We start from the raw sequence: 19,293 nt of genomic DNA on the forward strand, positions 1-19,293 counted from the left end.
TTCATCCACCAGAAGTCTGCGGTGGATCGATAAAGCGCGATCCACCCTACGAGAAAAATATGGTCACCATCGAAACCCTGCTTAACACCGCCGAACTGCCCGACTCGCCGACCCCACGGCTGGACGCTGAGTTGTTGCTCGCCCACGTCCTGGGCAAGTCGCGCAGCTATCTGCACACCTGGCCGGAGCGCGAACTTGAGACCGAGCAGCTTGAGCGTTATCAGACCGCAATCGTTCGGCGTCAGGCCGGCGAGCCGGTGGCCTATATCCTCGGTCAGCAAGGTTTCTGGAGCCTGGATCTGGAGGTCGCGGCGCATACCCTGATTCCGCGCCCGGATACCGAGCTGCTGGTGGAAACTGTTCTCGCGCTGCTGCCAGCTACGCCTGCTGCGCTGCTGGATCTCGGTACCGGCACCGGTGCGATTGCCCTGGCCCTGGCCAGCGAGCGCCCAGCCTGGCGACTAACCGGTGTGGATCGTGTACCCGATGCGGTGGTCCTGGCCGAGCGCAATCGCATACGGCTCAAGTTGGATAACTCGGCTTTCGTCGAAAGCCACTGGTTTAGTGCCCTGGCCGGCCAGCGTTATCAGCTGATCGTCAGCAACCCGCCTTATATCGCCGCCGATGATCGCCATCTGGCTGAGGGCGATGTGCGCTTCGAGCCGAGCAGTGCCCTAGTCGCAGGCGCGGACGGGTTGGATGATATTCGCCTGATCATTGTCCAGGCACCGGACTATCTTGAAGCGGGCGGCTGGCTGCTGCTGGAGCATGGCTTCGATCAGGCGGCGGCGGTGCGCGAGCTGCTTAGCACGCGTGGCTTTAGCGCGGTGGAAAGCCGCCGTGACCTGGGCGGCCATGAGCGCATCAGTCTGGGACGCTTCGATAATGAGTGACGCCATGAGTGCGCAGGACATGCTGAATGACGAGGAGCTGCTGCGCTATAGCCGGCAGATCCTCCTGCAACAGATCGACATCGACGGCCAGCTGCGCCTGAAAAACAGCCGCGCGTTGATCATCGGCCTCGGCGGCTTGGGCTCGCCGGTGGCGCTCTATCTGGCGGCCGCGGGGGTTGGCGAGTTGCACCTAGCGGACTTCGATACGGTCGATTTGACCAATCTGCAGCGGCAGATCGCTCACGACACGGCGAGCATCGGCCTGAGTAAGGTCGACTCTGCAAGCAAACGCCTGCTGGCGATCAACCCGCAGCTGCGCCTGCAAACTCACCGCCAGGGCCTGGACAGCGATTCTTTGGCCGCCGCCGTGGCAGCGGTGGACCTGGTGCTGGACTGCTCGGACAACTTCGGCACCCGCGAGGCGGTCAATGCCGCCTGTGTAGCGGCCAAGGTGCCGCTGGTCAGCGGCGCGGCGATTCGCCTGGAAGGCCAGCTCTCGGTGTTCGACCCGCGCCGTGACGACAGCCCCTGCTACCACTGCATCTACGGCCACGGCAGTGAGGCCGAGCTGACCTGCAGCGAAGCCGGGGTGGTTGGTCCGCTGGTAGGACTGGTCGGTAGTCTGCAGGCACTGGAAGCTTTGAAGCTGCTGGCGCAGTTCGGCGAACCGCTGGTCGGTCGCTTGCTATTGATCGATGCCTTGGGCAGTCGTTTCCGTGAGCTGCGGGTCAAGCGCGATCCGGGCTGCAGCGTGTGTGGAGTGGCCAGCGGTGAGTAATGCGCCGATTGGCGTATTCGATTCCGGCGTCGGCGGCCTGTCGGTGCTACGCGAGATTCGCACGCTGCTACCGAATGAGTCGCTGCTGTATGTGGCCGACAGCGGCCATGTGCCCTACGGCGAGAAGAGCCCGGAATTTATCCGCGAGCGCTGCCGGGTATTGGCTGAGTTTCTTTTGGCCCAGGGCACCAAGGCGCTGGTGCTGGCCTGCAATACCGCCACGGTGGCGGGAGTGGCCGAGTTGCGTGAGCTGTATCCGCAGCTGCCATTGGTGGGCATGGAGCCGGCGGTCAAGCCTGCGGCGGCAGCGACCCAGAGCGGCGTGGTTGGCGTGCTGGCCACCACCGGCACACTGAAAAGCGCCAAGTTCGCCGCACTGCTGGACCGGTTCGCCAGCGATGTGCGGGTGATTACTCAGCCCTGTCCGGGGCTGGTCGAGCGTATCGAGGCCGGTGAGCTGGACAGCGCTGCTACCCGCGAATTGCTGCAGGGCTTGGTCGCACCGCTGTTGGCCGAAGGCTGCGACACGCTGATTCTCGGTTGCACCCATTACCCCTTTATCAAGCCGCTGCTGCGCACCCTGGTGCCCGAGTCGGTCAGCCTGATCGATACCGGCGCTGCGGTTGCCCGGCAGTTGCAGCGGCTGCTGGAGGCGCGTGATCTGCGCGCCGCTGGGCCAGCGCAACCGACGCAATTCTGGTCAAGTGCTGCGCCATTGGCGATGCAGCAGGTGCTGCCGTTGCTCTGGGGTGAGGCGGCCACGGTCAGTGGCCTGCCCGACACGACTTAGCAGTAAGTCGGCTTTCGTAACGGCTAAATATTTCTATACTCTGCCTTAGCGTCATGTCGCTTTAAATGGGTGGATAAGGATTATTACCATGAGCAAAATCGTTACCTTGGCTGCGTTTGCGGCCTTAGCGTTGGGGCAAGTGAGTGCATTGCAGGCAGCAGATCTGAGTGTCGCGGTTGGCCAGACAGGCGACTCGACCATGACCTATCGCCTGGGCACGCAGTTCGATTTCAACCGCAGCTGGTTTGCCAGTGATGTCGGTCGCCTGACCGGTTACTGGGATGCTGCGTATACCTACTGGGACGGTGACGAAACCGCCAGCAATCACAGCCTGTCACTGACCCCGGTGTTCGTCTACGAATTTGCCGGTGAGCGCTTTAAGCCCTATATCGAGGCGGGCATCGGTGTGGCCGCATTTTCCAGCACCGAGCTGGAAGACAACGACCTGGCTTCGTCCTTCCAGTTTGAAGACCGCATCGGGTTCGGCGTGCGTTTCTCTGGCCAGGAAGTGGGCGTGCGCGCACTGCACTATTCAAACGCCGGGATTAAGCAGCCCAATGATGGGGTTGAGAGTTACAGCCTGCATTACCGCATAAGCTTCTAGCGGTTTGTGGCGTTAACAAGAAACCGGATTGCGATCCGGTTTTTTTATGGCCTGCCATCCATGGCGGCCACCCCTTTGGGGCCGTCGCTACGCGACGTTAAAAATCGTTCCTGACGATTTTTGATGGCCCGCCACTCCTTGCCTCCACCCTCCGGGCCGTTGCCGTGCGATGTTAAAAGCCGTTCCCGACGATTTTTTGTATCGGCAGTAAGGCGCGCTTAGCGGTAGATGCTGCTCATGCCTTTGCGTTCTTCCAGGCATTCGGGCGAGGCGGTTTCGAATTCGCGGCAGATCAGTGGGCGCACCTCGTAGATGGTGCAGCGCATGCTGTTGCGGTCCAGCGCCGCGCACCAACCGTCGTCCAGGCGCAGCATGACTTCGCCGCCCCAGTCGTCGGTGTCGATATAGCGTGGCGGCACGCCGGTGTCGGTGATCAGCATGACTTCCAGCTGGCAGCAGCAGGCCGCGCAGTTGGAGCAACTGACGGCTTCTTCGCTGGGTAACTGGATATGGGGAATGCTTTCGCTCATGCCGCGCAGTGTACGCCATCACTGCTTTGGCGAGGCCTGCTGCCGACGTAGGGCGTTCTGCTTAGGTCGATTCGGGTGTGCGCAGGTTCTGCTCGTATTGCGCACGATAGAGCTTGGCAAAGCCGTGCAGCACCGGCATTACCAGCGCCCAGAGTGCACCGAGTAGCAGCAGGCTGGGCCAGGTGCCGTAGGGCAGGCTGACGCCGGCCAGTTGCGCGCCGGCGTAGTAGGACAGCGGCGCGCCGATCAAGCCCAGCAGGCTGGCGCGCCACCAGGGCTGCGCGGTCCAGGCCAGGCAGTGGTTGAGCGTGGTGGCCAGCAGCAGCCACAGGCAGGCCAGCCACAGCGGGATCAGGCTGCGCGGTTGGCCAAAGTCGAACACGCCGAGGTTGAGCAGAAGGCTGTCCAGGGTGCTGCCAACGATCAGCACGCTGACCAGCAGCCTGCCTTCCGCCACCCAGCTACTGACCCACAGCAGATGCACCGCGAGTATTGCGGCAACCACGATCAGCAGCAGCCACAGGCGCTCGCCGGCGAAGATGCAGGAGAACCAGCCGAGCTGGAACAGCAGGGTGTTGGCGATCAGCTTAGCCATCGAACCGGGCCAGTAACGGGGCGGGGCGCGCCGCAGGTTTGGCCAGCAGCAGTTGCGCGGTGCCGATGGTGCGCTCGATAAAACCGCCCTCGCAGTAGCACAGGTAGAACTCCCACAGCCGGTAGAAGTAGTCGTCGTAGCCGCGTTGTTCGAGGTTGTGCCGCGCCTGGCGCAGGTTGTTGTGCCACAGGCGCAGGGTGCGCGCGTAGTGCAGGCCGAAATCCTCCATATGGTGCAGGGTCATGTCGGTCTTGGCGGTGACGATTCCCAGCATCTTGTTCACCGAGGGCAGCGCACCGCCGGGGAAGATATAGCGCTGGATAAAGTCCACAGCCGATTTCGCCTGCTCATAGCGCTGGTCGCGGATGGTGATGGCCTGCAGCAGCATCAGCCCGTCGGGTTTGAGCAGGCTGGCGCATTGCTCGAAATAGGTGGGCAGGAATCGATGGCCGACTGCCTCGATCATCTCGATCGACACCAGCTTGTCGAACTGACCGGCGAGGTCGCGGTAATCCTCCAGCAGCAGGGTGATCTGCCCTTGCAGACCCTGCTCGGCAATGCGCTGCTGGGTGTAGACGAACTGCTCCTTGGACAACGTGGTGGTGGTGACCTTGCAGCCGTAATGAGTAGCGGCGTAGATCGCCATGCTGCCCCAGCCGGTGCCGATTTCCAGCAGGTGGTCGCTGGGCTTGAGGGCGAGCTTCTGGCAGATGCGTTCGAGCTTGTGCAGCTGCGCCTGCTCCAGGCTGTCGTCGGCGCTTTGGAACATCGCCGCCGAGTACATCATGGTCGGGTCGAGGAACTGCTCGAACAGGTCGTTGCCCAGGTCGTAATGTGCCGAGATGTTCTTGCGTGAGCCCTTGCGGGTGTTGCGGTTGAGCCAGTGCAGGCCCTGGATCAGCGGCCGCCCAAGCTGGGCCAGGCCGCGCTCCATGGCGTCCAGCACGTCGAGGTTGCTGACAAACACGCGGATCACCGCGGTCAGGTCCGGGGTCGTCCAGTAACCATGGATATAGGCCTCGCCCGAGCCGATCGAGCCATTGCCCGCCACCAGGCCCCAGACTGCGCAATCCTGCACCTGGATCTCGGCGCACAGGCTGGAGTGGGCATCGCCGAACTCCAGGCGTTCGTCACCTTCAACGATCACCAGTTGGCCGTGGCGCAGCTGTTTGAGCTGACGCAGCACCGCGCGGCGCAACAGGCTGGCACCGATGCCGCTGCCGGCGCGCACGCTTTCCTTGGCTGAAACAAGGTTAGGACTCTTCATGGGGGACTTCCTTTGCTGCGGTGCGGGCGACGCGGAAATCACCTTCAGCGGCCCGGTGGGTGAACAGGGGGATACGTTTGAGCAGCAGGCGCAGCGCCTGCCAGTAGATGGCGACAACGGTTTTGCCGGTCATCCAGGGGAAATCGATCAGGTAGCGGTGCAGACTGGCGCGGGTAAGCGGGGTGCGCTGCAGGCTGAGGCTGGCGTCGAAGACCTTTTCGTCCGCCTGCCAGTCGGCCATATGAATGCCCAGGCGCTCGCCGGCCGGGCTGAAACTCATGCGGTATTCCAGGTCGCGCGGCAGAAACGGCGAGACGTGAAACGCCTTGGCCATAGCCACATGCTGATGGCCCGTGCCTTCGGCTGGCAGCACGTAGTGGTAACGCTCACGGAACGGCGTGTTGCTGACTTCGCAGAGAATCGCCGCCAGGCTGCCGTCGGCCTTATGGCAGTAGAAGAAACTCGCCGGGTTGAACGCCAGGCCCCAGCTGCGCGGCTGGGTCAGCAAACAGATAGGCCCCAGCGGCGTGCGCCCCAGTGCCTCGCCGACGCGCTGGCGTACCGCGTCGATCAAACGCATGCCCGTGTGGGTGAACTGCGGCAGGTAATCGCTCTCGCGAAAGGCAAAGGGCGCGAAACGGCCACTGCCAGCCAGCGGCGACAGTGCGAGCACGGCCTCCTGCTCGCTCAGGTCGAGGTAGAGCAGGCCCATGCGGTAGCGGAAGTTGTGCAGACGCGGCGCAAAACGCCGGTGCTGCACCCAGCCGCTGTACAGGGCGCTGTTCATTACCGTTGGGCTGTTCACTACAGCGCCTCACCGAATTCACGGGCCACGCGCAGCGCGCTGACCACGCCGTCTTCGTGGAAGCCATTGGCCCAGTACGCGCCGCAGAAGTAGCTGTGATTGAGCCCCAGCAACTCTTCCCAGCGCGTCTGCGCGGCCATGCCGGCCAGGCTGTATTGCGGGTGGGCGTAGGTATAGCGGGCGAGAATCTTGCTCGGGTCGATGGCGGCGGTCTGGTTCAGGCTGACGCAGAAGGTGGTGTCGCTCTGAATGCCCTGCAGGATATTCATGTTGTAAGTCACCGCTGCCGACTGGTCGGCATGCTGCTGCAGCGCTACTGCGCTCGGCCTGGCGGAGTTGAAATCAGGCTCTGAATGCTCATTTACACCCAGTAAACTGCGCTTCCTCGCCTGATTTCGCCTTGCCAGTCCTTCGCTCGCTACGCCCTGCAGCGGCATGCCTGGCCCGCCCAGGCGGTAGTTCCAGCTGGCCCAGGCCAGTGGCCGTTGCGGCAGCAGGCGGGTGTCGGTGTGCAGCACCACATCGTTGTCGGCATAGGGCAGCGCGCCGAGGATTTCCTTCTCGATGCGCGTGGGTTCGGCCAGCAGCGCCAGGGCCTGGTCGCTGTGACAGGCGAAGATCACCTTGTCGAAGCGCTCGGCTCCGGCGGCGCTGTGCAGGGTCACACCGTCGGCATCACGTTCGACCCGGCTAACCGCGCAGTTGAGGCGGATGTGTTGCTTGAAGGATTCGATCAGCGGCGCAACGTAGCTGCTGGAACCACCCTCAATCACGCACCACTGCGGGCGATCACTGACCGAGAGCAGGCCGTGGTTCTTGAAGAAGCGTACGAAGAATTGCAGCGGGAAACCGATCATGTCCTGCAGCGACATCGACCAGATCGCCGCGCCCATGGGCACGATGTAATGCTGGGTGAAGCGCTCGCTGTAGCCGTTGCTGCGCAGGTAGTCGCCGAGGGTGACGTTGGCGGCGATGCGCTGGTTATTGAGGTCGTCCAGGGCTTCACGGTTGAAGCGCAGGATGTCGCGCAGCATGCCCCAGAACTTCGGTGAAATCAGGTTGCGGCGCTGGGCGAACAGGCTGTTGAGGTTGTGCCCGTTGTACTCCACGCCACTGCGCGGGTCGCTGACCGAGAAGCTCATCTCGGTGTCCTTGAAACCCACGCCAAGCTGTTTCAGCAGGCGGATAAAGTTCGGGTAGGTCCAGTCGTTGAACACGATAAACCCGGTGTCCACGGCATAGTGCTGGCCGCCCACCTCGACATCCACGGTGTGGGTGTGGCCGCCGATCCAGTCACTGGCCTCGAAGACGGTGATGTCGTGGCGGCGGTTGAGCAGGTAGGCGCTGGTCAAACCGGCGATACCGCTGCCGATAATGGCAGTCTTCATGGCGCGTCCTTGGTCTTGGCTTCGCTGCGGGCCATGCGTGCGCCCAGCGCCACTTGCAGGCGCTTGGGCAGGTGGCCGAGCAGTTTCAGAATGGCGATAAAAGCGCCGGGGAAGCTTATTTCAAACGGCTGCTGGTGCAGGCGCTCGGCGATATAACGGGCGGCTTTGTCCACCGGCCAGCGCATGGGCATGGGGAAGTCGTTTTTCTGTGTCAGTGGGGTGTCGACAAAGCCCGGGCTGACCAGGGTCACGGCAATCCCTTCGGCGTGCAGGTCGATGCGCAGGGTTTCCAGCAGGTAGCGCATGGCTGCCTTGGACGCGCCATAGGCTTCGGCGCGCGGCAGCGGCAGGTAGGTCACCGAACTGCCTACGCCGACCAATTGCGCCTGTTTGCCTAGAAGCAGCAAGGGCAGGGCGGCTTCGATGCAGTAGCTGGCGGAGAACAGATTGGCGCGCATCACCCGTTCGACCATGGCCGCCTCGAAGGCGCTGACTTCAACGTATTCGCAGGTGCCGGCATTGAGGATGGCGCAATCCAGCGCGCCCCAGACCTCGGCGATATGGCTGCCGATGGCGCGCACTTGAGTCGCGTCGCTGAGGTCGCCGGGTAGCACCAGCACCTGAGTGGGAAAGCGCTTGGCCAGCGCCTCCAGTGGTGCCACCGTGCGCGCGCTCAAGGCCAGGCGATGGCCCTGCTGCAACAACTGCTCGGCCAGTGCCGCGCCGATCCCGCTGCTGGCGCCGGTGAGCCAGATCCGCCGTGCGCTTGCGTTCATGCGAGCCTCCGTTTCAGCCAGCGAATCGCCTGGCCGAGCAAGGGCAGATGCTCATAGAGCAGGCTGCCGGCGTCGAAATAGTCGCGGTGTTGGTAAACCTTGCCGTGCCAGAGCAGGTGCGAGCAGCCTTCCACGCGAATCAGCTGGCCTGCCGCCAGGCGCGGGTGGCGGTAGCTCATGGTCCAGCGCAGGTAGCCTTCACCGTCGCGCACCTGGTCAAAGCCATGGAAGTCGAAGCGCAGCTCACTGACGTTGGCGTACAGCTCGGCGAAGTAGCGCTGCATATTGGCCAGGCCGCGCACCTCATGCAGCGGGTCGCGGAACAGCGCGTCGTCGCTGTACAGCAGGCTCAGGCGGTCGAGGTTGTGCGTGTTCAGCCCGGTAAAGTCCTGGGCGAACTGGCGCAGAAAGTCGCTCACAGCACCTCCTCGCCGGCAAAGTGCGGCAGGCTCTTGAATGCCGCTAGGGCGCGGGTGCGGCTCTTGCTCAGGTCGACGATCGGCGCGGGGTAATCGGCGATGCCAAACAACCCGCCGATGGCCGCCGGGTTATGGATATTGGTTTTATTCAGGCCGACCAGCTCGGGCAGCCACTGGCGGATAAAGCGGCCGTCCGGGTCGAATTTCTGCGACTGACTCAGCGGGTTGAAAATACGGAAGTAGGGGGCCGAATCGGTGCCGGTGGAGGAGCTCCACTGCCAGCCGCCGTTGTTCGCCGCCAGGTCGCCATCGATTAGGTGGCGCATAAAGAAGCGCTCGCCTTCGCGCCAGTCGATCAGCAGGTTCTTGGTCAGGAACATCGCCACGATCATGCGCAGGCGGTTGTGCATCCAGCCGGTGGCCAGCAACTGGCGCATGGCCGCATCGATGATCGGGAAGCCGGTGCGGCCTTGCTGCCAGGCTTTCAGCTCCTGCGGGGCATCACGCCAGGCCACAGCCTCGGTTTCCGCGCGGAAGGCGCGGTGCATCGAAACGCGCGGGTAGCCGACCAGAATATGTTTGTAGAACTCGCGCCAGAGCAGCTCGTTGATCCAGGTGATGGCCCCGATATTGCCGCTGTCGAACTCGCCCTGGTTGGCCTGCAAGGCCGCATGCAGGCACTGGCGCGGCGAAATTACCCCGGCGGCCAGGTAGGCGGACAGCTGGCTGGTGCCGGGCTGGGCGGGGAAGTCGCGGGCGCTTTGGTAGAATTCGATTTGCTGCGCGGCAAAATCATCCAAACGCCGCGCCGCCTCGGCTTCCCCGGCCGGCCACAGCTCACGCAGCTCGGCGCTGGGCAGAGCAAAGCCTGCGACCTGCTCAGGAATGGCATCGCTTTGGATGGCCAGCGGCGCCTGCGCCTTGGGCGTGGCGATCCGCGCCGGTAAGGCGGTGTGCAGGCGCTGGTAGCAGACCTTGCGGAACTGGCTATAGACCTGGAAGTAGTTGCCGGCCTGGGTCAGCACGCTGCCAGGTTTGAAGAACAGCTGATCGAGGTGGCTGTGGAAGTTCACGCCAAGGCCGTCGAGTGCCTGTGCCACCGCCTGATCGCGACGGCTTTCGTGCACGCCGTATTCTTCGTTGACCTGCACGCAGCGCACCTGCAGCTGCTGGCACAGCTCGCCAATCACCTGTGGCGCGGCGCTCCAATCATCGGCTTCGCGCACCAGCAGCGGCACATTGAGTTTGCCCAGCTCAGTGGCCAGCTCCTTGAGGTTGCGCAGCCAGAAGTCGACCTTGCTCGGCGCGTCATCGTGCATCAGCCACTGGCCGGGGCTGAGCAGGTACAGCGCCACGGTCGGGCCGCTGCTCATGGCGGCGGCCAGGGCGTTGTTGTCCTGCACGCGCAGGTCGGTACGAAACCAGATCAATTGCAGCATGTTCAATTCCGTCAGCTGTGCAGCAGGTTGAGGTCGGTAAGGTTGTGCAGCGCGGCCAGTGGGTCGGCGGCCAGGCTCAGTTCGGCGTTCTGCGCGGTGATGGCGACTAATTCTTCGGCGTGGATCTGCACCACCTGACCGACCAGCAGGCAGGGGCAGTCGTAACCGGCGAGCAGGCGTTGCAGCTGTGTGCTGTTCAGCGCCTGGCTGGAATACAGCAGCACTGCACGCGGCTGGATATGCTCGACCGCCAGGGCCAGCTCGGTGGGTGGTAGTGGCCAATCGAACACCTCCACCGCGCAGCCGGCGCTGCTCGCCAGCCAGGCGGTCAGCCACAGGCCGGCGGCCATCGGCAGCTCGGAGACGTTGATCAGCAGCAGTGGTGCGCCGCTGCATTGGCGGTTGTTGTGGTACAGCCGCGCGCCGAGCTTGCTGCGCAGCCAGGAATAGAAGAACACCCGCTCGGCCTGGGCACCGAACTGGTTGCGCCAGCGTAGCTCCAGTTCTTCGAGCAGCGGCAGCAGCAACTGTTGGCACAGGGTAGGCGGCGGGTAGAGCGCCAGTGCAGTGTTGAAACAGTCGTCCAGACGGCGCTCGTTGAGGTTGCAGATGGCTTCCAGCAAGTGCTGGCGCGTCTCCTCCCACTGCGAGCTGGTTTCGGTCAGCGCCGGTTGGTCAGCGCGCAGCAGGCCCTTGACTTGGCTGACCGCAACGCCGCGATTAAGCCAGGTGAGAATCGCCTGAATACGCGCGACATGTTCATCCGCATACAGGCGATGACCCTTGGGCGTGCGATGCGGCAGGATCAGTCCGTAACGCCGCTCCCAGGCGCGCAGGGTCACGGCGTTGACCCCGGTGATGCGCGCCACATCGCGGATCGGCATAAATCCTTGGGCAATCGCCGCCTGGTAGTCGTCGGTGGCCGCGCCTGCGCTGATTGGCTCAAGACTCATAGGGCATTACGCAGGCTGAGGTTTTCCGGGTGCGGTTGCAGGTAAACCTGCTGCGCGATGTAGTGGTCCGGATGGCGGCGGAAGTGATGCTTGAGCAGGGTCATGGGCACCACCAACGGCACCACGCCATGGCGGTACTGGCCGATCAGCTGCTGCATTTCCTGCTTCTCTTCACTGCTTAGCGATTGCTTGAGGTAGCCGCTGAGGTGCTGCAGCACGTTGCTGTGGGTGCGGCGGGTGGCGCAGCTTTTCAGCGCACTCATCAGCTCACTGAAATAGTGCGGGGCCAGCTCTTTGATGTCGTGCTGGTTGAGGTTGCCGAGCATGCGCCCGAGCAGCTTGTACTGCGCGGGGTGGGTGGCCATCAGCAGGTATTTGTAGCGCGAGTGGAAGTCGATCAGGCGCTTGCGCGTTAGGCCGTCACGCAGCAGCTGTTGCCACTCGGCGTAGGCGAACACGCGGGTGATAAAGTTCTCGCGCAGGATCGGGTCGTTGAGGCGACCATCTTCTTCCACCGGCAGGTTCGGCTGCCTGGCGCAGAACGCCTGGGCAAACAGGCCGCGACCCGGTTCGCTGGGGCGGCCATTGTCCTGGTAGACCTTGACCCGGTGCAGCCCGCAGGACGGCGACTGCTGCATAAAGATGTAGCCGCAGATATCCGTCAGCTCGCCGGCCATGCGCTCGCCGTAGGCGGTCAGAGGCGCGCTGACATCCACTTCGCGGCTGACCGTACCGACGGCGCGCGGCGCGAGCGGGTCGCCCACCAGGCGGATCGGCTCGCGCGGGATACCCATGCCAATGGCCACTTCGGGGCACAGCGGCACGAAATCGAAATACTCATTCAGGGTCCGGCTGCACAGCCGCGACTCCTTGTGGCCGCCGTTGTAGCGCACCTCTGCCCCCAGCAGGCAGGCGCTGATGCCCAGTTTGGGTTTGCCGCCGAGGGTTTCGCTTGGATGCATGGGGCGACCTCTGATGATTACTTGTACAGATTTCGTGATCTGTACAATGTGTATGCATCATAGGACTGTAGTTGTACAAGTCAATTTGTTTGTACAGTTTGTGTATGGGTCTATGCGCGGGGAGGTCGGTTATTTCCAGCCCATAAGCCAGCGTTCGCCGTCTTCCAGCACGCGCCAGTCCAGGCACTGGTTGCGCTTGCTGAGGATGGCCTGCAGTTCGATCTGCAGCACAGCGCCGTCTTCGTCACAGAGCAGTTCGGTAACCAGGAAATGCTTTTCGCGGTTCTGTGGCTGCGCTGCTGTCCATTTCGACAGCAGCAGCTTGCGCGGGTTAAGGCGGTGCTTGCTCTTGATCTGGCTGGCGTGGGCGTTCACTGCAAGTGTTCCAGCAAACGCCGCGCGGCTTCCTGGCCGCTGAGCCAGGCACCTTCAACGCGGCCGGACAGGCACCAGTCGCCGCAGGCATACAGGCCCAGGTCGGCATCGGCCAGCACGCCCCACTCATGTGCGCTGGCGGGCCGTGCATACAGCCAGCGGTGCGCCAGGCTCAGGGCTGGGGCCGGCACGGCGCAGCCGATCAGCTCGGCAAAGGCCCCGTGCAGGTGCTCGATCACCGCTTCCTTGGGCAGGTCCAGATGCTGTTTGCTCCAGGCGCTGCTGGCGTGCAGTACCCAGGTGTCCAGGGCGGTTTCCCGGCCGGGTTTGCTGCGATTGCGCGCCAGCCAGTCAAGTGGGCTGTCCTGCACAAAGCAGCCTTCAACCTGAGTGGCCAGCGGCGCAGCGAAGGCCAGGGCGACTGCCCAGGTGGGTTCCATGGCGACACTGGCGGCGGCACCGGCAAGTTTCGGCGCGCTGGACAATAGCGCCGTAGCTTGCGGCGCTGGGGTGGCGACGATCACGTGGCTGAACGGGCCGTGGTTGTTGCCTTCGGCATCCTGCAGGTGCCAGTGCTGCTCACCGCGAAACACTTCGGTGATGCGGCAGGAGAAGTTCACCGGCAGAGCACCGAGCATCGCGCGGGTGATCGCACTCATACGCGGGCTGCCGACCCAGCGCACTTGTTCGTCCGGCGAGGCGCTGAGCTGGCCATTGTTGGCGTGGTACAGGCTCGGGCTCCACTCGGCGACCCAGCCACGCGCCTGCCATTGCTGCACCACCTCGACGAAGCGCCGATCACGCGCCGTGAAGTACTGCGCGCCAAGGTCCAGCGCGCCGGCGTCACTGCGCTTGCTGGCCATGCGGCCGCCGCTGCCGCGGCTTTTATCGAACAGCTGCACGGGGTGACCCGCGGCATGCAGGGCTTGCGCGGCCGACAGGCCGGCGATGCCGGTGCCGATAATGGCGATAGGGTGGAGTGCGCTCATGGCTGACCTCGTGTGTGCAAGCGCTAGGCTACGCTGTGGGCAAAAGCTATACAAACTGGTTTTTATGTATAGGATGTGCCGGTTTCGATGATGCCTTCCTATAGTTAAGACAACCTGTGGCCGGTTTGAAGCCACAGAGCGGGATAAATCAGCTAGCCGTGAAATTAAATCAACGGCAGGGCCACGCGAGGAAGCTGTCATGCACATTCTTTTGACCGGCGGTACTGGCTTGATCGGGCGAGCGCTGTGTCGGCACTGGCTGCAGCAGGGCCATCAGCTGACGGTCTGGAGTCGCCGCCCCGAGCAGGTGAAGGCGCTCTGTGGCGGGGCCGTGTGCGGCATTGGCCGGCTCGATGAGCTGGCTGAGGAGTCGCTGGATGCCGTGGTCAATCTGGCTGGCGCGCCGATTGCCGACCGGCCCTGGACGCGCAAGCGCAAGGCGCTGTTGTGGGCCAGCCGGGTCAGCCTCACCGAGCAGCTACTGGCCTGGCTGGAGACGCGTGAGCAGAAACCGCGGGTGCTGTTGTCCGGTTCGGCGGTGGGCTGGTATGGCGATGGCGGCGAGCGCGAGTTGCACGAGGACACGCCGCCGGTCAGCGAGGACTTTGCCGCGCAACTCTGCGGGGCCTGGGAAGAAACCGCGCAGCGCGCCGAAGAGCTGGGGATGCGCGTGGTGCTGCTGCGCACCGGGCTGGTGCTGAGCGCCGACGGCGGTTTGCTCAAGCGCCTGTTGTTGCCGTTCAAACTGGGCCTGGGTGGGCCGCTGGGCAGCGGTCGGCAATGGATGCCGTGGATTCATCTTGCCGATCAAATTGCCCTGATTGATTTTCTCCTGCAGCAGGAGGGGGCCAGCGGTCCTTATAATGCCTGCGCGCCGACGCCTGTGCGTAACCGCGAATTCAGCCAGGCGCTGGGCCGCGCGCTGCACCGCCCGGCGTTTCTGCCGGCCCCGGCGTTTGCCCTGCGCCTGGGCTTGGGCGAGCTGTCCGGGCTGCTGCTCGGTGGCCAGCGCGCGCTGCCGCTGCGCTTGAGCGCGGCGGGTTTCAGTTTTCGTTTCACCCAACTCGACGTGGCCCTGGCAGACTTGCTGAGCCATCACTGATTAGGATTTTGCATGACCGATCACGCGTTGCTGCTGGTTAACCTGGGCTCGCCGGCTTCTACGGAAGTTGCCGACGTACGCCGCTATCTCAACCAGTTTCTGATGGACCCGCATGTCGTCGACCTGCCCTGGCCGCTGCGCCGGCTGCTGGTCTCGCTGATTCTGATCAAGCGTCCGGCAGCCTCGGCGCATGCCTATGCCTCGATCTGGTGGGACGAAGGTTCGCCGCTGGTGGTGCTGAGCAAGCGTCTGCAACAGGCGATGAAAGCCGCCTGGAAGCATGGCCCTGTGGAGTTGGCCATGCGCTATGGCGAGCCATCGCTGCAGACTGTGTTGACCCGCCTGGCCGCCCAGGGCATCAAGCAGGTGACCCTGGCACCGCTGTACCCGCAATTTGCCGACAGCACCACCACCACGGTGATCGAAGAAGCCAAGCGGGTGGTGCGTGAGCAGCAGTTGCCGATGCGTTTCTCGGTGCTGCCGCCGTTCTACGATCAGGCGGAATACCTCGACGCCCTGGTCGACAGCGCCAGGCCACACCTTGAGCAAGGGTTCGATCACCTGTTGTTGAGCTTTCACGGCCTGCCCGAGCGGCATTTGCACAAGCTCGACCCCAGTGGCCATTGCCTGAAAGGCGCGGATTGCTGCCGCACGGCATCGCCTGAAGTACTGGCCAGCTGTTACCGCGCCCAGTGCCTGCGCAGCGCCGAGCTGTTTTCCCAGCGCATGGGGCTCAAACCCGAGCAGTGGTCGCTGTCGTTCCAGTCGCGCCTGGGTCGGGCCAAGTGGATTGAGCCCTATACCGAAACGCGTCTGGACGAGCTGGGCAGGCAGGGCGTGAAGAAGCTGTTGGTGATGTGCCCGGCGTTTGTCGCCGACTGCATCGAAACCCTGGAAGAGATCGGCGACCGTGGCCGCGAGCAGTTTGTCGCGGCCGGCGGCGAGAGCCTGCAGCTGGTGCCGTGCCTGAATGATCACCCAAGCTGGGTCGCGGCCTTGAAGACGCTCAGTGAGCGCGCACCACTGATGCTCTAACGAAATACGCTGTGGTTGTCATTCGCCCGAAAGGATGCCGCGCATTCGCCTGACTGATAACACCTCCGGGCGATACTCAGCGCCCTGCAACTCGGCCTAAGCTGGCAGCTCTTTTAACCGTCGCGCACCGCGCCAGCGGTGCCGAGGAGACTGCCAGTGCCTAACAACAATAACGGCTATCCCTCCAGTGCTCGAGCCTGGGCCACTGTCGCCATCCTGATGGTGGCGTATGTCCTGTCGTTTATCGACCGGCAGATTCTCAACCTGCTGGTGGGACCCATCCGCCGTGACCTGATGATCAGCGATACGCAGATGAGCCTGCTGATGGGCCTGTCCTTCGCGCTGTTCTACACCGTGTGCGGAATCCCGCTGGGGCGTCTGGCCGATACCAAGAGTCGGCGCGGGCTGATCGCCATTGGCGTGCTGTTCTGGAGTGCGGCCACTGCGGCGTGCGGCATGGCCAAGTTGTACTGGCAGTTCCTGATCTGCCGCATCGGTGTGGGTGTGGGCGAGGCGGCCTTGTCGCCGGCGGCCTACTCGCTGATTGCCGACAGTTTCCCGGCCGAGCGCCGCGCCACTGCGATCAGCGTGTATTCAATGGGGGTTTACCTCGGCTCCGGTATCGCGTTTTTGCTCGGCGGGCTGGTGATTCAATTTGCCTCGGCCCAGGGCGATGTGGTGCTGCCGGTGCTCGGCGAAGTGCGGCCCTGGCAGTTGATCTTCCTGATCCTCGGCGCGGCCGGGGTGTTGTTCACCCTGCTGATGCTGGCGGTCAAGGAACCGGCGCGGCGCGGTGTGGGTGCCGGGGTCGCGGTGCCACTGGTCGACGTCGGCCGTTATATCCGCGCCAACCGGCGCACCGTGCTGTGCCATAACTTCGGTTTTGCCGGACTGGCCTTCGCCGGTTACGGCAGCGCGGCCTGGGTGCCGACCTTCTTTATTCGCACCTATGGTTGGGACGCCGGTCAGGTCGGTATCGTCTACGGCAGCATCGTCGCGGTGTTCGGTTGCCTGGGCATCGTCTTCGGCGGCCGTCTGGCGGACTGGATGGCCAAACGCGGCAGCAGCGACGCCAATCTGCGCGTCGGCCTGTATGCCGCCATTGGCGCGGTGCCTTGCGTGCTGGCGTTCCCGTTGATGGACAGCGCGCTGTGGGCGGCAGTGCTGATGGCCCCGACGGTGTTCTGTCTGAGCATGCCGTTCGGCGTGGCCCCGGCGGCGATCCAGGAAATCATGCCCAACTCGATGCGCGGCCAGGCCTCGGCGATCTACCTGTTTGTGATCACCCTGATCGGCCTGGGCATCGGCCCGACTGCGGTGGCGTTGGTGACCGACTACGTGTTCGGCGACGACCAGGCGCTGCGTTATTCGCTGCTGATCGTCACCGCAGTGGCGGTGTTCAGTTCCATCGTGCTGTTGAGCATGGGCCTCAGGCCGTATCGCGAGAGTGTGGTGCGGTTGCAGGGATGGTCGGCCAACCCGGCTTAAGTGTTGCCATGTGGCATAAAAAAGCCCCGCAGTGCGGGGCTTTTTTGTGGGCGCGGTTTACAGGTCCGGCTCTTCCAGCACGGTCTTGTCGCGCCAGCCATGCCCACCTGGCAGCAGCAGGTTGAGCAGCAGGGCGCAGATGGCGCACAGAGAGATGCCGGAGAGGGCGAAGTCCGTGTTGCCGATCACCATGCCGCCGATGCCGAACACCAGGGTCACCGAGACGATGATCAGGTTACGCGCCTCGGACAGGTCGACCTGGTGGCGGATCAGGGTGTTTAAACCGACCACTGCGATGGAACCGAACAGCAGGCAGAGAATACCGCCCATCACCGGCACCGGGATGCTCTGCAGTGCGGTGCCGAACTTGCCGACAAAGGCCAGGCCGATAGCGAAGCAGGCTGCCCAGGTCATGACTTTCGGGTTGTAGTTCTTGGTCAGCATCACCGCACCGGTGACTTCCGCGTAGGTGGTATTGGGCGGGCCGCCGAACAGGCCGGCGGCCGAGGTGGCCAGGCCGTCGCCGAGCAGGGTGCGGTGCAGGCCAGGCTTCTTGATAAAGTTCTTGCCGGTTACGCTGCCGATCGCCACCACGCCGCCGATGTGTTCGATGGCCGGAGCCAAGGCCACTGGGACGATGTAGAGGATCGCACCCCAATGCAGCTCGGGCGTCACGAATGCTGGAATCGCCAGCCAGGGGGCGGCGGCGACATTGCTGGTGTCGATCACCCCGCAGAATGCCGCGACGATGCAACCGACGATAATCCCCGCGAGGATCGGTACCAGGCGCAGCAGGCCGCGGCCCATGGCCGCAACCAGCACGGTGGTGACCAGCGCCGACATGGAAATCAGCATGGCGGTTGTGTATGGCACCAGTTGCGCACTGCCGTCGCCAGCCTTGCCCATGGCCATGTTCACCGCCACGGGCGACAGCGCCAGGCCGATGGAAATGATCACCGGGGCAATCACCACCGGCGGCAGCAGGCGGTCAATAAAGCCGGCCCCTTTGATCCGCACCACGGCGCTGAGCAGGATATACACCAGGCCCGAGGCGACGATGCCACCGAGCACGGCCGGCAGGCCGAATTCACCCTTGGCAGCGAGAATCGGCGCGATAAAGGCAAAGCTGGACGCCAGGAAAACCGGCACCTGGCGGCCAGTCACCAGCTGGAACAGCAGGGTGCCGATACCAGCGGTAAACAGCGCGACGTTGGGGTCCATGCCAGTGATCAGCGGCATCAACACCAGGGCACCGAAGGCGACGAACAGCATCTGCGCGCCGGAAATGCCCTGACGCCAGAGTGGGTCGTTGAATTCATCCTGCATGCTAGGCATCCTTCTGTTTGGTGCCGAAAATCTTGTCGCCGGCATCACCGAGGCCGGGAATGATGTAGCCGTGCTCGTTCAAACGTTGATCGATGGAGGCGGTGTAAATGATCACATCCGGGTGCGCATCGTTGACCACCTTGATCCCTTCCGGGGCGGCGACCAGCACCATGGCGCGGATTTCCTTGCAGCCAGCCTTCTTCAGCAAATCGATGGTGGCGACCATCGAACCACCGGTGGCGAGCATCGGGTCGATGATCATCGCCAGGCGCTCGTCGATTTCCGGCACCAGTTTCTCCAGGTAGGTGTGCGCCTCCAGCGTTTCCTCGTTGCGCGCCACGCCCACGGCGCTGACCTTGGCCCCCGGGATCAGGCTGAGCACGCCTTCGAGCATGCCGATGCCGGCGCGCAGGATCGGCACCACGGTGATCTTCTTGCCGGAAATTTTTTCCACCTGTACGGTGCCGCACCAACCTTCGATCTCGTAGTTTTCCAGCGGCAGGTCCTTGGTCGCCTCATAGGTCAGCAGCGCGCCGACTTCCTGGGCCAGCTCGCGAAAGTTCTTCGTGCTGATATCGGCGCGGCGCATCAGGCCGAGTTTGTGGCGGATCAGCGGGTGGCGGATCTCGAGGATGGGCATGGCAGGGTCTCCGGCAGGACGGCGAAAAATTGCCTTAGATTAAAGCATTGGCTATGCCAATAGCTGCGCCCCGCGCGCGTTATGGCGGCAATTTTCCGGGAAATGTCGCCGATTGCGTGCAATTGTCGCAGTTGGTCTG

The 19,293-nt window shown here is 63.6% G+C and carries 20 protein-coding genes and 2 pseudogenes; 7 read left to right on the forward strand and 15 right to left on the reverse strand.

Going from position 1 to position 19,293, the window contains the following annotated elements; genetic code table 11:
• Nucleotides 1-59: 59 nt before the first annotated feature.
• The 4 genes from prmC to WBK23_RS16080 all read left to right on the forward strand — a co-directional run bounded on the left by prmC (nt 60) and on the right by WBK23_RS16080 (nt 3,065).
• Nucleotides 60-893 carry a peptide chain release factor N(5)-glutamine methyltransferase gene (gene prmC, locus WBK23_RS16065; RefSeq protein WP_424484933.1) on the forward strand — a complete coding sequence of 278 codons (834 nt, stop codon included), beginning with the start codon at nt 60-62 and terminating at the stop codon, nt 891-893.
• A gap of 19 nt (nt 894-912) precedes the next feature.
• The gene (locus WBK23_RS16070; RefSeq protein WP_424485033.1) at nt 913-1,671 is read left to right on the forward strand and encodes a molybdopterin-synthase adenylyltransferase MoeB; all 759 of its coding nucleotides are present in this window, start codon (nt 913-915) and stop codon (nt 1,669-1,671) included.
• Nucleotides 1,664-2,461, forward strand: coding sequence for a glutamate racemase (murI, locus tag WBK23_RS16075; protein WP_424484934.1), 798 nt, complete (start codon nt 1,664-1,666; stop codon nt 2,459-2,461). Before WBK23_RS16070 ends, murI begins: the two co-directional genes overlap by 8 nt.
• Nucleotides 2,462-2,549: 88 nt before the next feature.
• Complete coding sequence (locus WBK23_RS16080) at nt 2,550-3,065, forward strand: acyloxyacyl hydrolase (protein WP_424484935.1); 516 nt, start codon at nt 2,550-2,552, stop codon at nt 3,063-3,065.
• Nucleotides 3,066-3,283: 218 nt separating this feature from the next.
• Here the strand turns inward: WBK23_RS16080 and WBK23_RS16085 are convergent, their stop codons facing one another.
• From WBK23_RS16085 to WBK23_RS16145, 13 genes and pseudogenes are all read right to left on the reverse strand, one after another.
• Nucleotides 3,284-3,595, reverse strand: coding sequence for a YkgJ family cysteine cluster protein (locus tag WBK23_RS16085; RefSeq protein WP_424484936.1), 312 nt, complete (start codon nt 3,593-3,595; stop codon nt 3,284-3,286).
• Between the two features lie 61 nt (nt 3,596-3,656).
• A complete protein-coding gene (locus tag WBK23_RS16090; protein WP_424484937.1) occupies nt 3,657-4,190 on the reverse strand; it encodes a DUF2878 domain-containing protein in 534 nt (177 codons plus the stop codon).
• A complete protein-coding gene (locus tag WBK23_RS16095) occupies nt 4,183-5,457 on the reverse strand; it encodes a class I SAM-dependent methyltransferase (protein WP_424484938.1) in 1,275 nt (424 codons plus the stop codon). The genes WBK23_RS16090 and WBK23_RS16095 overlap by 8 nt, the downstream gene beginning before the upstream one ends.
• Nucleotides 5,444-6,244 carry a DUF1365 domain-containing protein gene (locus WBK23_RS16100; protein WP_424485034.1) on the reverse strand — a complete coding sequence of 267 codons (801 nt, stop codon included), beginning with the start codon at nt 6,242-6,244 and terminating at the stop codon, nt 5,444-5,446. The genes WBK23_RS16095 and WBK23_RS16100 overlap by 14 nt, the downstream gene beginning before the upstream one ends.
• Before the next feature lie 17 nt (nt 6,245-6,261).
• Nucleotides 6,262-6,564: pseudogene (locus WBK23_RS16105) on the reverse strand (FAD-dependent oxidoreductase); the annotation flags it as partial.
• Nucleotides 6,565-6,705: 141 nt separating this feature from the next.
• Nucleotides 6,706-7,650: pseudogene (locus WBK23_RS16110) on the reverse strand (NAD(P)/FAD-dependent oxidoreductase); the annotation flags it as partial.
• Entirely contained in the window at nt 7,647-8,426 is a 780-nt protein-coding gene (locus tag WBK23_RS16115; protein ID WP_424484939.1) for an SDR family NAD(P)-dependent oxidoreductase, read from the reverse strand. The pseudogene WBK23_RS16110 and the gene WBK23_RS16115, both read right to left, overlap by 4 nt.
• A complete protein-coding gene (locus WBK23_RS16120) occupies nt 8,423-8,845 on the reverse strand; it encodes a nuclear transport factor 2 family protein (RefSeq protein ID WP_424484940.1) in 423 nt (140 codons plus the stop codon). Before WBK23_RS16120 ends, WBK23_RS16115 begins: the two co-directional genes overlap by 4 nt.
• On the reverse strand, nt 8,842-10,281 hold the full coding sequence (gene phrB / locus WBK23_RS16125) for a deoxyribodipyrimidine photo-lyase (RefSeq protein ID WP_424485035.1): 1,440 nt from the start codon (nt 10,279-10,281) through the stop codon (nt 8,842-8,844). The genes WBK23_RS16120 and phrB overlap by 4 nt, the downstream gene beginning before the upstream one ends.
• Before the next feature lie 14 nt (nt 10,282-10,295).
• Entirely contained in the window at nt 10,296-11,237 is a 942-nt protein-coding gene (locus tag WBK23_RS16130) for a MerR family transcriptional regulator (RefSeq protein WP_424484941.1), read from the reverse strand.
• The gene (locus WBK23_RS16135) at nt 11,234-12,199 is read right to left on the reverse strand and encodes a YbgA family protein (RefSeq protein WP_424484942.1); all 966 of its coding nucleotides are present in this window, start codon (nt 12,197-12,199) and stop codon (nt 11,234-11,236) included. Before WBK23_RS16135 ends, WBK23_RS16130 begins: the two co-directional genes overlap by 4 nt.
• A gap of 129 nt (nt 12,200-12,328) precedes the next feature.
• A complete protein-coding gene (locus WBK23_RS16140) occupies nt 12,329-12,574 on the reverse strand; it encodes a TIGR02450 family Trp-rich protein (RefSeq protein WP_424484943.1) in 246 nt (81 codons plus the stop codon).
• Complete coding sequence (locus WBK23_RS16145; protein WP_424484944.1) at nt 12,571-13,563, reverse strand: NAD(P)/FAD-dependent oxidoreductase; 993 nt, start codon at nt 13,561-13,563, stop codon at nt 12,571-12,573. The genes WBK23_RS16140 and WBK23_RS16145 overlap by 4 nt, the downstream gene beginning before the upstream one ends.
• Before the next feature lie 199 nt (nt 13,564-13,762).
• On the opposite strand from WBK23_RS16145, the gene WBK23_RS16150 reads away from it, so the two are divergent.
• The 3 genes from WBK23_RS16150 (at nt 13,763) to WBK23_RS16160 (ending at nt 17,188) form a co-directional block, all read left to right on the forward strand.
• Complete coding sequence (locus WBK23_RS16150) at nt 13,763-14,665, forward strand: TIGR01777 family oxidoreductase (protein WP_424484945.1); 903 nt, start codon at nt 13,763-13,765, stop codon at nt 14,663-14,665.
• A gap of 12 nt (nt 14,666-14,677) precedes the next feature.
• Nucleotides 14,678-15,700: a ferrochelatase gene (gene hemH, locus WBK23_RS16155; protein WP_424484946.1), complete on the forward strand. Its 1,023-nt coding sequence runs from the start codon at nt 14,678-14,680 to the stop codon at nt 15,698-15,700.
• Nucleotides 15,701-15,856: 156 nt separating this feature from the next.
• The gene (locus tag WBK23_RS16160; RefSeq protein ID WP_424484947.1) at nt 15,857-17,188 is read left to right on the forward strand and encodes a spinster family MFS transporter; all 1,332 of its coding nucleotides are present in this window, start codon (nt 15,857-15,859) and stop codon (nt 17,186-17,188) included.
• Between the two features lie 57 nt (nt 17,189-17,245).
• Here the strand turns inward: WBK23_RS16160 and WBK23_RS16165 are convergent, their stop codons facing one another.
• Together WBK23_RS16165 and upp are read right to left on the reverse strand one after the other, a co-directional pair.
• Nucleotides 17,246-18,514 carry a uracil-xanthine permease family protein gene (locus WBK23_RS16165; RefSeq protein ID WP_424484948.1) on the reverse strand — a complete coding sequence of 423 codons (1,269 nt, stop codon included), beginning with the start codon at nt 18,512-18,514 and terminating at the stop codon, nt 17,246-17,248.
• 1 nt (nt 18,515) lies between these two features.
• Entirely contained in the window at nt 18,516-19,154 is a 639-nt protein-coding gene (gene upp / locus WBK23_RS16170; RefSeq protein WP_424484949.1) for a uracil phosphoribosyltransferase, read from the reverse strand.
• Nucleotides 19,155-19,293: the final 139 nt, after the last annotated feature.

Source organism: Pseudomonas sp., from assembly GCF_049653025.1.
Taxonomy (GTDB): Bacteria; Pseudomonadota; Gammaproteobacteria; order Pseudomonadales; family Pseudomonadaceae; genus Aquipseudomonas.